Annotated in this window: 12 protein-coding genes; 5 read left to right on the top strand and 7 right to left on the bottom strand. The window is 71.7% G+C overall.

The features are described 5' to 3' along the window. Positions 1 to 90: 90 nt before the first annotated feature. The 3 genes from ACX9MN_RS31805 to ACX9MN_RS31795 all read left to right on the top strand — a co-directional run bounded on the left by ACX9MN_RS31805 (position 91) and on the right by ACX9MN_RS31795 (position 1607). Positions 91 to 414, top strand: a complete 324-nt coding sequence (locus ACX9MN_RS31805; RefSeq protein WP_020095886.1) for an ArsR/SmtB family transcription factor — start codon at positions 91 to 93, stop codon at positions 412 to 414. Positions 415 to 728: 314 nt separating this feature from the next. Continuing rightward, positions 729 to 1154 carry a YeeE/YedE family protein gene (locus tag ACX9MN_RS31800; protein WP_489726396.1) on the top strand — a complete coding sequence of 142 codons (426 nt, stop codon included), beginning with the start codon at positions 729 to 731 and terminating at the stop codon, positions 1152 to 1154. Between the two features lie 3 nt (positions 1155 to 1157). Next, the gene (locus tag ACX9MN_RS31795) at positions 1158 to 1607 is read left to right on the top strand and encodes a DUF6691 family protein (RefSeq protein ID WP_489726395.1); all 450 of its coding nucleotides are present in this window, start codon (positions 1158 to 1160) and stop codon (positions 1605 to 1607) included. Positions 1608 to 1855: 248 nt separating this feature from the next. Here ACX9MN_RS31795 and ACX9MN_RS31790 read toward each other — a convergent pair whose 3' ends face one another. Genes ACX9MN_RS31790 through ACX9MN_RS31770 form a run of 5 tightly spaced genes read right to left on the bottom strand, consistent with a single transcriptional unit; the run spans position 1856 to position 6543 of the window. After that, on the bottom strand, positions 1856 to 2743 hold the full coding sequence (locus ACX9MN_RS31790) for a VOC family protein (RefSeq protein WP_489726394.1): 888 nt from the start codon (positions 2741 to 2743) through the stop codon (positions 1856 to 1858). Positions 2744 to 2795: 52 nt separating this feature from the next. Continuing rightward, a complete protein-coding gene (locus ACX9MN_RS31785) occupies positions 2796 to 3743 on the bottom strand; it encodes an efflux RND transporter periplasmic adaptor subunit (protein ID WP_020095882.1) in 948 nt (315 codons plus the stop codon). Between the two features lie 57 nt (positions 3744 to 3800). Continuing rightward, entirely contained in the window at positions 3801 to 4010 is a 210-nt protein-coding gene (locus tag ACX9MN_RS31780; RefSeq protein ID WP_091682073.1) for a DUF1656 domain-containing protein, read from the bottom strand. After that, on the bottom strand, positions 4007 to 6049 hold the full coding sequence (locus tag ACX9MN_RS31775; RefSeq protein WP_489726393.1) for an FUSC family protein: 2043 nt from the start codon (positions 6047 to 6049) through the stop codon (positions 4007 to 4009). The genes ACX9MN_RS31780 and ACX9MN_RS31775 overlap by 4 nt, the downstream gene beginning before the upstream one ends. Next, positions 6046 to 6543 carry a MarR family winged helix-turn-helix transcriptional regulator gene (locus ACX9MN_RS31770; RefSeq protein ID WP_020095879.1) on the bottom strand — a complete coding sequence of 166 codons (498 nt, stop codon included), beginning with the start codon at positions 6541 to 6543 and terminating at the stop codon, positions 6046 to 6048. The genes ACX9MN_RS31775 and ACX9MN_RS31770 overlap by 4 nt, the downstream gene beginning before the upstream one ends. Before the next feature lie 384 nt (positions 6544 to 6927). Here ACX9MN_RS31770 and ACX9MN_RS31765 point away from each other — a divergent pair, with 384 nt between their 5' ends. Beyond that, positions 6928 to 7089 (top strand): YjiS-like domain-containing protein, encoded by a 162-nt coding sequence (locus ACX9MN_RS31765; RefSeq protein ID WP_244435356.1) that lies wholly within the window; start codon positions 6928 to 6930, stop codon positions 7087 to 7089. A 14-nt stretch (positions 7090 to 7103) separates the two neighbouring features. Here ACX9MN_RS31765 and ACX9MN_RS31760 read toward each other — a convergent pair whose 3' ends face one another. Beyond that, positions 7104 to 7772, bottom strand: coding sequence for a phosphatase PAP2 family protein (locus ACX9MN_RS31760; RefSeq protein ID WP_489726392.1), 669 nt, complete (start codon positions 7770 to 7772; stop codon positions 7104 to 7106). A gap of 298 nt (positions 7773 to 8070) precedes the next feature. Between ACX9MN_RS31760 and ACX9MN_RS31755 the strand changes: the two genes are divergently transcribed. Then, positions 8071 to 8289, top strand: a complete 219-nt coding sequence (locus ACX9MN_RS31755) for a hypothetical protein (RefSeq protein WP_020095876.1) — start codon at positions 8071 to 8073, stop codon at positions 8287 to 8289. 819 nt (positions 8290 to 9108) lie between these two features. On the opposite strand, the gene ACX9MN_RS31750 is transcribed toward ACX9MN_RS31755, so the two are convergent. Continuing rightward, positions 9109 to 11931, bottom strand: a complete 2823-nt coding sequence (locus ACX9MN_RS31750; RefSeq protein WP_489726391.1) for a hypothetical protein — start codon at positions 11929 to 11931, stop codon at positions 9109 to 9111. Positions 11932 to 12231: the final 300 nt, after the last annotated feature.

The raw sequence follows: 12231 nt of genomic DNA, 5'->3' as shown, positions 1-12231 counted from the left end.
AAGGCGCGCGCCGGCGTGGCAAATGGCGACGCCCGCGATATATTAGGATCCGCTAAATAAGAGACCCTGAGAGCGCCCGGATCCGGACCGATGGACGTCGTCACGCCGAACGAACTGCTGCGCCTTCAGGACAGGGCCGGCGACGCGGCCCGTCTGCTCCGTCTCCTCGCCAACGAGAAGCGCCTGCTCATTCTGTGCCTGCTGGTCGCCCGCGGCGAGATGGACGTGACGAGCCTCGCCGAGGCGGTCGGACTCAGCCAGTCGGCCCTGTCGCAGCACCTCGCCAAGCTGCGAGAGGACGGGCTGGTCGCGTACCGGCGCGAGAGCCAGACGCTTCACTACCGCCTGGAGGATCCCCGGGTCGCCCGCGTGCTGGCGACCCTCAAGGACATCTTCTGCCCGGAACTCGCCTGACCGCGTCAGCCACGCAGGATCTCCACCGCGAGTCCCGAACGGTCCGGCCGGTTGCGCAGCCGCAGGCTCGGCCCGCTGCGGCGTGACGCCATCGCGGCGATGGCGAGAGCGAGCCCGCAGCCCGTCGCGCGCGGCGATCGCGGAGGAATCCCGCGTGCTCCGGGAAGCCGGCCGGCGCGTCGCTCCGGCGCTCGCAGGCTTGCCGCAGAACATTAGGATAAGCTAAATAAGAACCGTCTAATGTTCTCGCGCGGGACAGCGTTCTCCGCCGCCGAGCCGGGCCTCGCCTGGACCGGAGCTGTGGGCAGATCGAGATGGATCACTTCACCCCGGTCGGCGCCCTTCTCGGCGGAGCGATGATCGGCGCATCCGCGTCGCTCCTCCTCCTCCTCACCGGGCGCGTCGCCGGAATCAGCGGCATCCTCGGCAGCCTCTTGGTCCCGCCCGCGCGCGGGACCGTTTGGCGGGCCGCCTTCGTGGCGGGCCTCGTCCTGGCGCCGGTCGCTTACAGGGGTCTCGGGGGCGACCTGCCGCCGGTGACGATCGGGGCGTCGTTCCCGCTCCTCGTCGTCGCGGGCCTGCTGGTCGGCTTCGGCGCGCGCCTCGGATCCGGCTGCACCAGCGGCCACGGCGTCTGCGGCATCGGCCGCGGCTCGCCCCGCTCGCTGGCCGCCACCGGCACGTTCATGACCGTCGCGATCCTCACCGTCCTCGTCGCGCGGCGTCTCGTCGGAGCCTGAGCCATGGCCAAGACCGTCTCCGCCCTCGCCGTCGGCCTCCTGTTCGGCCTCGGCCTCCTCGTCTCGGGCATGGCCGACCCGGCCAAGGTGCGCGCCTTCCTCGACGTGACGGGCCGCTGGGACCCGAGCCTCGCCCTCGTCATGGCGGGTGCCGTCGCGGTCTCGGCCGCCGGTTACCGCCTGGCGCTGCGGCGCGGCCGGCCGGTGCTCGCGCCCAGGTTCGATGTCCCGACCCGGCGCGACCTCGACCTGCGTCTCATCCCCGGGGCCGCGATCTTCGGCCTCGGCTGGGGCCTGGTCGGCCTCTGCCCCGGCCCCGCCCTCACCATCCTGACGGTGGCCCCGGCCGAGGCCCTGACCTTCGTGGCGGCGATGGTCGCCGGCATGCTGCTGTTCCGCCTCGTGCCGCCGGTACGTCCGAAGCCGAAGGCCGTGCCGGGAGCCGGCGCCTGAAGCGCACCGCTCGGGCGAGCGGGTTCGCTGCGTCGGGATCGGACGCTCCCGCCATGTCGTCCGCGTGCCGGCGTCGCCGTGGGCTCGCGGTCCGACAGCCCCAAGGCGACGCTCTGCGGGCGCGGCGGGCACGGCTCGGGTCCGGAATCCGGCATCGCTCCGGTGGTGGCGGCCGCGACGGTGATGCGGCTCCAGCCTTCGGGTCTCGCGCTCCGCGCATCGCGCCCGACGGAGCGTCGGCGGCGCTGTCAGTCGGTGGGCTGGAGCCGCAGAGCGATGCCCCAGGGATCGCGGACAACGAGCGCGCCGTCGTCCGCGCCGAGGGGCGCGTCGGCCTCGCGCAGACGGTCTCCCGTCGATGCCAGGGTCGGTCGATCGACCAGCAGCAGCACCTCGGCGAGGCCCGTCCGCCCCTCGGATCTGACGGCCGCACCGCGGCTGTTCCAGACGTTGCCGGCCAGTTGATGGTGGTAGCCGCCGGAGCCGAGGAACAGGGCCCCCGGATAGCGGCACATCACGTCGAAGCCGAGCAGGTTCGCGTAGAAGCGCTCTGCCGCTCCGAGGTCGCCCACTTGGAGGTGGACGTGCCCGACGCAGGCGGCGGCCGGCATCGCCGACCAGGGACGTGTCGCGGCACCGACGATTCCGGCCTGATCGAGCCGTTCGTTGCGCATCACGACCGAACCGTCCGACGCACGCGGCCACGCCGATGCCGGGCGATCGACGTAGATCTCGATGCCGTTGCCTTCCGGATCGTCGAGGTAGACGGCCTCGCTCACGAGGTGGTCGGCGCCGCCCGTGAGCGCGATGCCGTGCCTCTCCGCGTGCAGGAGCCAGGCACCGAGGTCACTCCGGTCAGGCAGCAGGAACGCCGTGTGGAACAGGCCGGCCTCGCGCGGGTCCCGTGACCGCGCGTTCGGGTCACGGCGCAGGACGAGGCGCGTCGCGTCGCCCGTCCCGAGCTGCACGGCACTCTCGGTCTCCGAGAGGATGCCGAGCCCGATGATGTCCCGGTAGAACCGCGTGAGCGCGTCGAGGTCGTGCACGGCCAGGGTCACCGCACCGATCCGGTACGGCGCCTCGGCCAGGACGCGGTCCGGCCCGGCCTGGGGCCGGCTCGAAGCGGGTGTCGCCATGGTTCGTCTCCCGATCTCTGTCCGTCCGGCAGGTGGGATCGCCGGCCGGTCCTCAGCGGCTTCTCGTCTCCCGGGCGGCGGGCTCCGGCGCCCCACGCCAGGATCCGAACAGGCTGAAATGCGGGGTCCCGCCCTCGGACGCGACCGCGACCGTCGCCGTGCGGCCCGCGACCAGGCGGGTCTCGTCGGGAACGTCGTCCAGCTTGATCCGCACCGGGATGCGCTGGGCCAGCCGGACCCAGGCGAAGGTCGGGTTGACGCTGGCCAGCAGGTTCGAGCCCGCCGTGCGCTCGCGATCCTCGATGCCGCCCGCGAAGCTCTCCACGCGGCCGTTCAGCGTCGACGTCTCGCCCATCAGGCGGACGCTGGCCTTGTCGCCGACATGGATGCGCGGGAGCTTCGTCTCCTCGAAATAGCCCTCGACGCGCAGCGTGTCGCTGTCGATGAGCGCCATCACGCCCCGCCCGGTGGACACGTAGGTGCCGGGACGCAGCTCCATGTTGGTGATGCGCCCGTTGACCGCGGCCTTCACCGCGGAGCGTTCGAGGTTGAGCTTGGCGAGGTCACGGTCGGCCACCGCCTGCCCGTACGCCGCCCTGGCCTCCAGGTCGGTCGCCCGGGCGGCCTCGACCCTCTGCTGGGACGCGGCGGCGTCGCTGAGCTTCTGATAGCGGACGTAGTCGGCGGCGGCCCGCTCGGCGGTCGCCTGCTTGCCCTCGACCACCGCCTCCGCCTGGCGCAGGGCGAGATCGAAGCGCTCGGGATCGATGCGGAACAGCACGTCGCCCCGCTTCACCACCTGGTTGTCCGCCACCAGCACCTCGGTGACGAGGCCGGAGACGTCGGGGGCCACCTGCACCACGTCGGCGCGCACGCGCCCGTCGCGGGTCCACGGCGCCTCCATGTAGTAGTCCCACAGCGCCAGCCCGACGACGATCGCGGCGGCGACCGTCCCGAGGGTGACGAGGAGGCGGAACGAGAGGGCGAGAAGCCGGGGCATGGAGGGATCCGGAAGGTGTGGGCAGGGCGAGACCGGGCGGCCGGACGAGCCCGCCGGTCAGGAGGTGAGAGGGACCGCGACCGAGACGACGAGGCCGAGGAGCACGACGTAGAGGGCGAGGTCGAACAGGGGCCGGTGCCAGACCATGCGGTAGAACCCGGTCCGGGCCAGCAGCCGCCGCACGAGCAGGCTCAGGGCGAAGGCGATCAGCATCCAGGCCGCGAGGCTCGGCACGAACACGCCGTACAGGTCGAGTTCACCCGTCATGCCGCGAGCTCCGGATGCGTGGTGGTGGGCAGCGTCGACCGGTAGGGCGGCGCGTCCGGGAACAGGCCGCGCCGGACGCCGACGAGACCCATCAGCGCGGCCCGGCCGGCCGCCTGCCGCGCGTCGCGGGAGGCGGCGTCCAGGGCCCCGTCGACGGCATCGAGCAGGCCGGGGGCGGGCTTTCCCGGCTCGGCCGCGAAGTGCCGCGACAGCGCGACGAGGAGTGCCTCGACCGCCGCCCGGGTCGGCTCCGAGAGCTGCCGCCGGTCGCGCCGCAGTTCCACGACGTTGATGCCGACCCGGACCTCGGCGAGGAGGTCGGCGGTCCATTCCGCGTCGTCGGACGGCAGGGCGGCCAGCCGCGGCGCGATCAGGCCGACCCGGTCGAGCATCAGCGCGGCGAGTTCGAGACCGTTCTGCGCGCCCTGGCGCCCGGCGGCGCGGGCGAGGCTGCGGCGGTTGACGGCCCGCAGGCGCCGCGCCGACCAGCCGGCGCCGACCGAGCGGACGAGGCGCGTGACGATGGCCGCGACCCACATGCCGACGATGACCGCGACGGAGGCGTTGGTGAAGGCCGCGAAGTCCCCCGTGTAGCTGCCCTGGAGGGCGATCATGGCCGAGCCGTTGACCGCCGCGCCCATCGCCAGGGGCGCGGTCCTCGGCTGGGCCATGAACACCCCGCAGGCCAGGAGGGCCGGGGACAGCGCCAGGGCCAGCATCTCGAAGGTGGTGGCCAGCGGCAGGACCGCGAACAGGTAGGCGCCCGCCCCCAGGGCGCCGACGATGGCCGAGTTGGCGAAGCTGACGATGAACGGGGCGGGATCGTCCTGGGCGGCGAAGAAGCAGCAGCCGACCGCGGCCATCATCGGGGCCGCCGAGCCGTGCGGCCATCCGGTCGCGATCCAGATCGCGCAGGTGACCAGGATGGTCAGGAACACGCCCAGGGCCGACAGCAGCGCCATGCCGTGGTCGCGGTGGCGGATCGTGCGCGCCGCCGCGGTGTACCGGAAGGTCAGGTCCTCGGTGACCGGCGTCCCGTCCGCGATGTGCCGCTGCAGGATCCGGGCGTCCTGGCGCAGGTCGATGAAGTCGCGCAGCCGCGCCAGGAGGCTCGCCAGCACGAGGGCGTCCCAGGACGGCCGCTCCCCGAGCCCGGGTTCGAGGGCGTCCGCCTCGGCCTTCAGGCGGTCGGCCTCGGCCTGTTCGGTGGTTCCGGAGGCGAGCCAGCCGGCCATGGCGTCGAGGAGGATGCGCAGGCGCTGCGGCAGCGCGCTCGCCCGCTCCAGCGTCTCGATGCGGTCCGAGACCGCCGAGGCGATGGGCAGGAACATGAGCATGTGCTGGCGCAGAGTCGCCATGGCATCCGCCGAGCGTTCCGCGCCGGTCATGTCGTAGCGCAGCGGCGTCGCCAGGGCATCGAACGCGACCGCGTCCGAGGCCAGCTTCAGCCGGGTGGCCTGCGTGTCCGTCGTCGCGCGGGTGCGGCCGAGGACGTCGATGACCCAGCCCCGCGCGTCGCGCAGCCAGAGGTCGAGCCGGCCGGAGATCACCGGCGCCACCGATTGCGGCAGCACGATCGTGTTCACGAGGCTGGCGCAGAGGATGCCGAGGGTGATCTCCTCGGCCCGGGCCACCGCGACATCGAACATCGTCCCGGGATCGCCCACGGCCGGGAAGCCGATCAGCGCCGCCGTGTAGCCGCCGAGCATCATCAGGTAGCTGCGCGGGGTCCGGTCGAGGAGGGAGAAGTACAGGCACGTCGCGACCCAGGTCGCGATGGCGAGCGTCAGGAGTTCCGGCGCGTTCACGAGGTTCGGCACGAGGGCGACCGTGACCACGGCCCCGAGCAGGGTGCCGAACACCCGGTAGAGCGCCTTGGAGCGGGTGGCGCCGGCCAGCACCTGGCTGGTGATGTAGACGGTGCCGAGCGCCCAGTAGGGGTTCGGCAGATCGATCCAGAACGCCAGGAACAGGGCCAGCATGCCGGCACCGAAGGTCTTGAGCGCGAAGGCCCAGTCGCGCCAGCCGGGGAGCGTCATTCCGCGGCCTCGCCGCGACGCGCCCCGGCCTCCGCCCCGTCGAGCCCGGCCTCGCCGCGGAGATGATCCTGCAGGGCCTGGAACACCCGCAGGCCGGCCTCCAGGTCCGCGGCGCTCACGGTCGCGAACACCGTCTCCCTGAGGCGCTCGAGATCCGCCTCGATCCGCGCGACGACCGCCTGTCCCGCGGGCGTCAGGGTCAGCACCTTCGCGCGGCGGTCGGTGGGGTCCTCCCGGCGCGCGACGAGGTCCGCCTTCTCCAGTTGATCCAGGAGCCGCACCAGCGACGGCCCCTCGATGCCGATCGCGTCCGCCAGGGTGGTCTGGCGCGGCTCGCCGCCCATGCGGGCGATCAGCACCAGCGGCAGGGCCTTGGCCTCCGAGATGCCGTGGGCCTCGGTCGCCGCGTTGGCCAGGCGCCGCCACTGCCGTCCGGAGAGCAGCAGCGTGTGGGTGTAGGCCAGACGGAGCTGCCGTAGGGTCTTGGCTGCCATCTCAAGCCTCCCGGCGGATCGTGGTGACGCGCATCGGGCGGCCCCGCACCGATATTGATAGTAACCTATCGATTGGCGCGGCGCTGTTCAAGGGCGCGCGCCGGCGGGCCACAACGCGCGGTGGTCCATCCCGCGGATCTTCGAGGCCGGAAGCCCGGTCCGCGAGGAACGCGACGCCGGCCTCGGCGATGCGCCCCTCGCGGCCGATGAGCCGACGCCGGCGCCGTCTCCGCCTGGGACGTCCCGGCAACGCGGCGTGTGCGGCCGGGGGGCTCCCACCTTCCCGCCCATGCGGCGGGCCAGGCGCCCGGGCGACCGTGACCTTCGTCACGGTCGCGGAGCGGCGCACAGGGCATGTCAGTCTCCGCAGGCCAGGAGGATCAGATGACGGCTCCGTTCTCCCTCATCAGGCGATGGCTCGACTGCCGTCGCGCGCGGAGCGAACTCGCGTCGTTCAGCGAGCGCGACCTCGCGGATCTCGATCTCGTCGGCTGTGACGTGAAGCGCATCGCCTCGGCGCGGTCCGTGCGGAGAGGCGCGGCCTGAGGATCCCGGCGCCGTCAGCGCGGCGACCTGCGCCGGTCGCGTGTCAGGCGGTCGACGGCGAACTCCGCGGCGATGCCGATGACGGCACCCGCCAGCACGTCGGCGGGGAAGTGCGCCCCGCGGAGAACCTGCGCCGTGACGACGCCGGCCGCGGCGGCGTAGGACGGTCCCCTGATCTCCGGATAGGCGCGCGCGGCGGCGCACGCGACGGCGGTGCTCAGGGCGGAATGACCCGAGGGGAAGGATTGCCACGGACCGATGCCCGTTCCCGGCCATCCCCGCACGTAGACCCCCTCATCCATCAGGACGTTCGGCCGCGTCCGATGCACCGCCCGCTTCAAGCTCGTCTTGACGACACCGGCCAGGAGACCGGCTTGCAGCATGTGCCGCCCCGCTTCTGCCATCCGGCGATCGCGCACCATGAGCCCCAGGACGAGGGTGCCGGCAGACAGCGAGAGCAGGGACTGCCAGCTCCCGATCTCGCTCGCCGTCCCCACCGTTCGAACGACGGGGTGGTCTTTCGCGCGTGCCAGCCCGACGCCGAGGGCGACGTCGGCCGCCTCGAATCGGTTGGCGGTGTCGCGTGCTCTGACGTCGGACGGGCTGTTCGGGGATCGCGCAAGCATGGCCATAAACGCGCCCGACGGGCGTTCGTTCGATGCGGCCTCCGCGGGCCGAGGCACCCGCGAACGGCACCCGCCACCGCACCCGCGCCCGATCAGGGACGCGCGCCGCGTCGGCGAACTCACGGTCCGGACGGGAGAGGCCGTGATCGCCTGAACTCGGGCCCGGCGGATGGAGAGGATCGGCCAGGATCTGAGCCAGGATCTGAGCCAGGATCTCAGCCAGGATCTCAGTCAGGACCGGCGAAGTCGGACATGCGGCTCGGCCCCGAATACCCGTCAGGCCGGCCCGGAGTTGACGGAATCGGACAGATTGGACAGGTTCCAGTGACTAACCTGTGTTACAGTCAGGGCGACGATGTCCACTGATCTCCCCCAGGGTAGAGTCACGTTCCGCGGCCGCGGTCTGGCCTTCGCGCACGGCGCCAAGCTGGTGCTGAAGGTCTGCCCGCTGTGCTCGCAGTGGAACGCGCCCCGGGCTGCCGACCTCGGGCAGTGCGGCTGGTGCGCCTACACCCCGTCCTGTCGCGACGTCGAACCGGCGCCGAGCCGCCACGACACCGACGTCACCTCGTGAGACCGCGGAGGCTCGGACCGGCGCGCGACGCCGCGCATCGCGACGGTGCGGGCGCGGCGTTCCGCACCGATGCCGGCATGCCCCGCGCCGTTCAGCTGTACTGAAGCTCGGCCCGCGCGCGGGAGAGCTTGCGCAGGATACGGCGGATGTGCTCGCGGAGCATGAGGGTCTCGTCCGTCGGGTTCTCTTCCGAAGCCATCGCCGACACATCCAAGACACTTACGGCCCGGTAGCGCATCCGCTCCTCCGCACGACATCACGACGTGTCCTAGCAGCTACTTTCAATTAACGCATCCATCATTTGATCGATTCCGCGCCTCTGCAGCGCGCAAGTTTACGTAGATTTCTCAATCGATGCCCTGATCGGGCCGCGCAATAGAGTTTCCACGTCCCTCGCTTCACCGATCTGGCTTGCGCACGAAATAATCCCGGCCCCGATCAGCTTCGGCCGCTCGGTCTCGTGGCAGACGGTGGCCGGCTCGACACAGACCGCGCGCGGGTTCGAAGGACTTCCCCGCCCCGCCGGCCGGGCGGCGCTCGGGATGCCGCGGACAGGGGGCGCTCTGGTCGAGCCGCGATGCCTTGAACGACGTGCCGAGATCCTGAGCGCGGCCGGATCGGCATCGGCTTTCCTGCGCTTTGACCGCCCCGGAAGGAACTGATCTTCCGCTCTGCTACGACGCGGCGCCGCCGGGGCGCGGCCGGCGCGACGGACACCCCACCCCGGCGCCGGTCGTCCCGGACCTGCGCGTCCGCGCGGCCGCAGCGTTCGGCCGAGCGACCGTGATCGGGAGGTGCGCGCGTCCGGCGTCGCCCGCGCTAGGAATCCGCGGTCCGGCGCCCGATCTCGCTGTCGAGATACACGGACCAGTCCGACAAGGTCGTGAGCTGCGAGCCGAACATCTTGCTGACTTGGTAGTAGCCCAGGGCGCGATAGCTCTCGAACTGGCTCTCCGAGAACCACTGGTTGGCCGTGCTCTCGTGCGGGAAGGCCGGGCTGGTGGCGCCGTAGGCGCGGACTTCGGCGGGGATGTCGTCGAGGAAGCTCGGCTTGATGTAGATCAGCGAGGCCGCGTCGCGGGCCCCCGGATACGCGATCGTACCCCGCGCGTAGCCCAGCGCACCGGCACGCTTGCCCTCGCGCTCGATCGTCGCGCGGGGGAGAATGCGCATCTCGCCCATCTGGACCTTCGCCAGCCCGTCCACCTCGGCCTTCCGGATCACGTTGCCGAGGTCGAAGAACGTGCAGCGTTCGTCCTGGCCCGCGTCGATCACCACGATCCGCGCGCAGCGCCGCCGCAGCATCTCGTAGACGCCGAGATTGTCGAAATGGCCGCCATCCGAGAGGTAGATCGCCTGCCGGACATCGGTGCTGCGGCCGCCGAGCTCGCTCAGGAGCGCGAGCACGGAGTTCCTCGGCTTGGCGAGCTTGAGGTCGTCCCGGCGCGCCACCGCGGGGTTGGGCAGCCAGGCGCCGAGCCGGACGTTGAACAGGGTCATCAGGAACGCGATCAGGCGCGACGAGTGATAGCCCCAGTTCGGGCTGACCGCCGCCCCGGAGATCGTCAGCAGACCGCCCAGCAGCGGCCCTCGGCCCGCGCTGACACGGTCGCCCGGGGTCTCCATCCCGGCGTATTGCGACGTGCGGATGTAGGCCCCGCGCGGGCCGACGGTGCCTGGCCGGTCGCGCGCCCTGTCGGCGCGGTCGAGGATCGCCGAGCCGCAGGCGAAGGGTGTCGCGGTGAACGAGGCGGCCTTCCGCTCCGCCCACTCGGTGTGGAGGAGATCCGTCAGGTTGAGCGTCATGTTGACGACGGGCAGGAGCCGCTTCTCGGTCCCGAGATCGGCGATGCGCGGGCTGTCCTCCTCGTCGAAGTCCGTGAACGGATCGGCGTCGCGCCGCGTCCGCGCCGAGCCGAGGAAGCCCCGGGTCAGGCGGTTGCGGTAGACGCCGTGCATGGAGAAGCGGTTGACGTTGACGCGGCCGAACAGCCAGACGGCCCCGGCCAGGATTGCCGCCACCGCGACGTCCAGGATCACGATCATGCCGTAGGGGTTGATGCCGCAGACGGAGCCGGCATCCGCGCCGGTGTCCGCGCCGCCGAGCGCCCGGCGCGGCAGCAGGCAGTTGCCCCACCAATCGTGCGCCTGGCCGAGGAAGCGGCCGAGGCACCAGCCCATCAGGGCGAACAGGCTGATCCCGAAGACCGCCGCCATCGCGCTGAGGCCGATCATCACGAGGTCGTCCATGCGTCCCTTGGCGGCCAGGGACTGCGCGCGGACGAAGACCTGCTTGCCCAGGAAGGCGGCGGCCGGGCCGGTGGCGAGGGCGCCGAGCGCACCGAACAGGGCGGGGATCTGCGCGTCCTGGCGGCCGAGGGCGTCGGCGGACAGGACGAGGCAGCACAGGCACAGGCCTGTCCAGCCCATCGCGGCCAGCAGGAGCTGGCCGTCGACCCGCGCGACCCACTCGCGGTCGAGGTCGGCGCACTCGGCGCTCTTCCGGAACCCGATGAAGATGACGCTCTGGAGAAGGTGGATGACGATCAGCGCCGGCGGGGCCGCGACCGTCAGGATCTGAGAGACCTCGGCCTTCGCGGCGTCGAAGCCGGCAGCGGAGCCACCGACCAGCCAGCCGATGGACGCGTCGGCGCAGACGCAGATCAGCCCGGCCGAGACGAGGCTGCTGGCGAGCCAGGGACCGAGATTCCGCTCGTACAGCCAGAGGCCCGGATGGCCCTTCGAGGTCTGCCAGATCAGGCCGCTGAGATAGGCCGCGACCTGCACGGCGAAGTAGGCGAGGCCCAGGCGGCACAGGGAGAGGCCCGAGACCGGCAGCGGCTGCTCGAACAGCGCGCGGAGCGTGAACGGCAGTGCGAGGGCCCAGACGCAGGTCGGCGCGATGATGCAGGCCGCGATCCGCGCCGGGGACGCGTACGCCGTGACGCCGCCCGTCCGTGGCCGATGGCTCGGCAGGAGGGTGCAGGCGCTGAACGTCGCGACGAACAGCGCCGCGCTGCCGAGCACCAGGGGCAGCCACAGCGTGCTGCCGCTCGCAGCCTCGAGCGCCGTCCGGTAGGCGAGCAGCGCGAGGGGGACGAACAGCAGCAGCGGGAAGATGATCAACCAGTTGAGGATCGTGTTCCGGATGTAGAGAACGATGCCGGCCCAGGTGTCGCGCGACAGGATCCCGACCTCCGGGGTCAGGTAGTTCGTGTAGCGCCGCAGCTTGGCGAAGATCTCGTTGCCCGAGCCGCCGAGCTGGCGCTCGGCCTCGGCGATGCTGCCGCACTGACGGATGAACGTCTGCAGCCAGCCGCCGGCGAAACCGCCCCCCGATACCGTCGACAGGTAGTGGAACTCGCCGAGCATCCGCCGGCTGGCCAGGGCCTGCAGGGCGCCGAGGCAGAAGGTGGCGCTGCGGATCCCGCCGCCGGACAGGCACAGGGCGGCGAGCCGGGCCTGGTCGGCCCGCGCCTGCCAGGGCGCGCGATCGCCGGGCTCCGGCGGCCCGCAGAAATGATCCATCTCCTCCGCGAGCGCCTGCTCGGTGTCGAGGAACCACGCGTCCCGGCCCGTTGTCAGGGCGGGCAGATGGTGGGGAGAGGCATCCGCCTGGATGTCCGCGACACTGGCGCTCATCGCTCCTCCTATCGCCCGCTATCGCCCGCGCTGTGCCGGACCGTGCCGGACTGTGCGGTTCAGCCGCCGGGGCACGACAGCGACCGTGCCCCGGCCGTCCTGATCGGTGACCTCTCGAACATCTCCCCGCCCGATGTCGAAACAAGTGACAATAAAATTTTACGGGATCAATAACCGCTGTATAAACGATATCGACAACAACGGTCGGGAGAACAGGTTACCCGAATCAGCATTGCGGCCGAGCAGGGGCGCTGCACCACCGAAGCCCGAAACTACCGGCGCGCCGACCCTCACAGAAAA

It is taken from the genome of Methylobacterium sp. 1A, assembly GCF_058072805.1.
Note: the sequence above shows the minus strand (reverse complement) of the source record. Positions and strands in the feature narration are given on the sequence as shown.

What these genes read in the sequence shown, in the direction of transcription:
- ACX9MN_RS31800 (WP_489726396.1), top strand. Translation starts at nt 729, where the DNA reads ATGGATCACTTCACCCCGGTCGGCGCCCTTCTCGGCGGAGCGATGATC.
- ACX9MN_RS31790 (WP_489726394.1), bottom strand. Translation starts at nt 2,743, where the DNA reads ATGGCGACACCCGCTTCGAGCCGGCCCCAGGCCGGGCCGGACCGCGTC.
- ACX9MN_RS31795 (WP_489726395.1), top strand. Translation starts at nt 1,158, where the DNA reads ATGGCCAAGACCGTCTCCGCCCTCGCCGTCGGCCTCCTGTTCGGCCTC.
- ACX9MN_RS31765 (WP_244435356.1), top strand. Translation starts at nt 6,928, where the DNA reads ATGACGGCTCCGTTCTCCCTCATCAGGCGATGGCTCGACTGCCGTCGC.
- ACX9MN_RS31775 (WP_489726393.1), bottom strand. Translation starts at nt 6,049, where the DNA reads ATGACGCTCCCCGGCTGGCGCGACTGGGCCTTCGCGCTCAAGACCTTC.
- ACX9MN_RS31785 (WP_020095882.1), bottom strand. Translation starts at nt 3,743, where the DNA reads ATGCCCCGGCTTCTCGCCCTCTCGTTCCGCCTCCTCGTCACCCTCGGG.
- ACX9MN_RS31750 (WP_489726391.1), bottom strand. Translation starts at nt 11,931, where the DNA reads ATGAGCGCCAGTGTCGCGGACATCCAGGCGGATGCCTCTCCCCACCAT.
- ACX9MN_RS31805 (WP_020095886.1), top strand. Translation starts at nt 91, where the DNA reads ATGGACGTCGTCACGCCGAACGAACTGCTGCGCCTTCAGGACAGGGCC.
- ACX9MN_RS31780 (WP_091682073.1), bottom strand. Translation starts at nt 4,010, where the DNA reads ATGACGGGTGAACTCGACCTGTACGGCGTGTTCGTGCCGAGCCTCGCG.
- ACX9MN_RS31755 (WP_020095876.1), top strand. Translation starts at nt 8,071, where the DNA reads ATGTCCACTGATCTCCCCCAGGGTAGAGTCACGTTCCGCGGCCGCGGT.
- ACX9MN_RS31770 (WP_020095879.1), bottom strand. Translation starts at nt 6,543, where the DNA reads ATGGCAGCCAAGACCCTACGGCAGCTCCGTCTGGCCTACACCCACACG.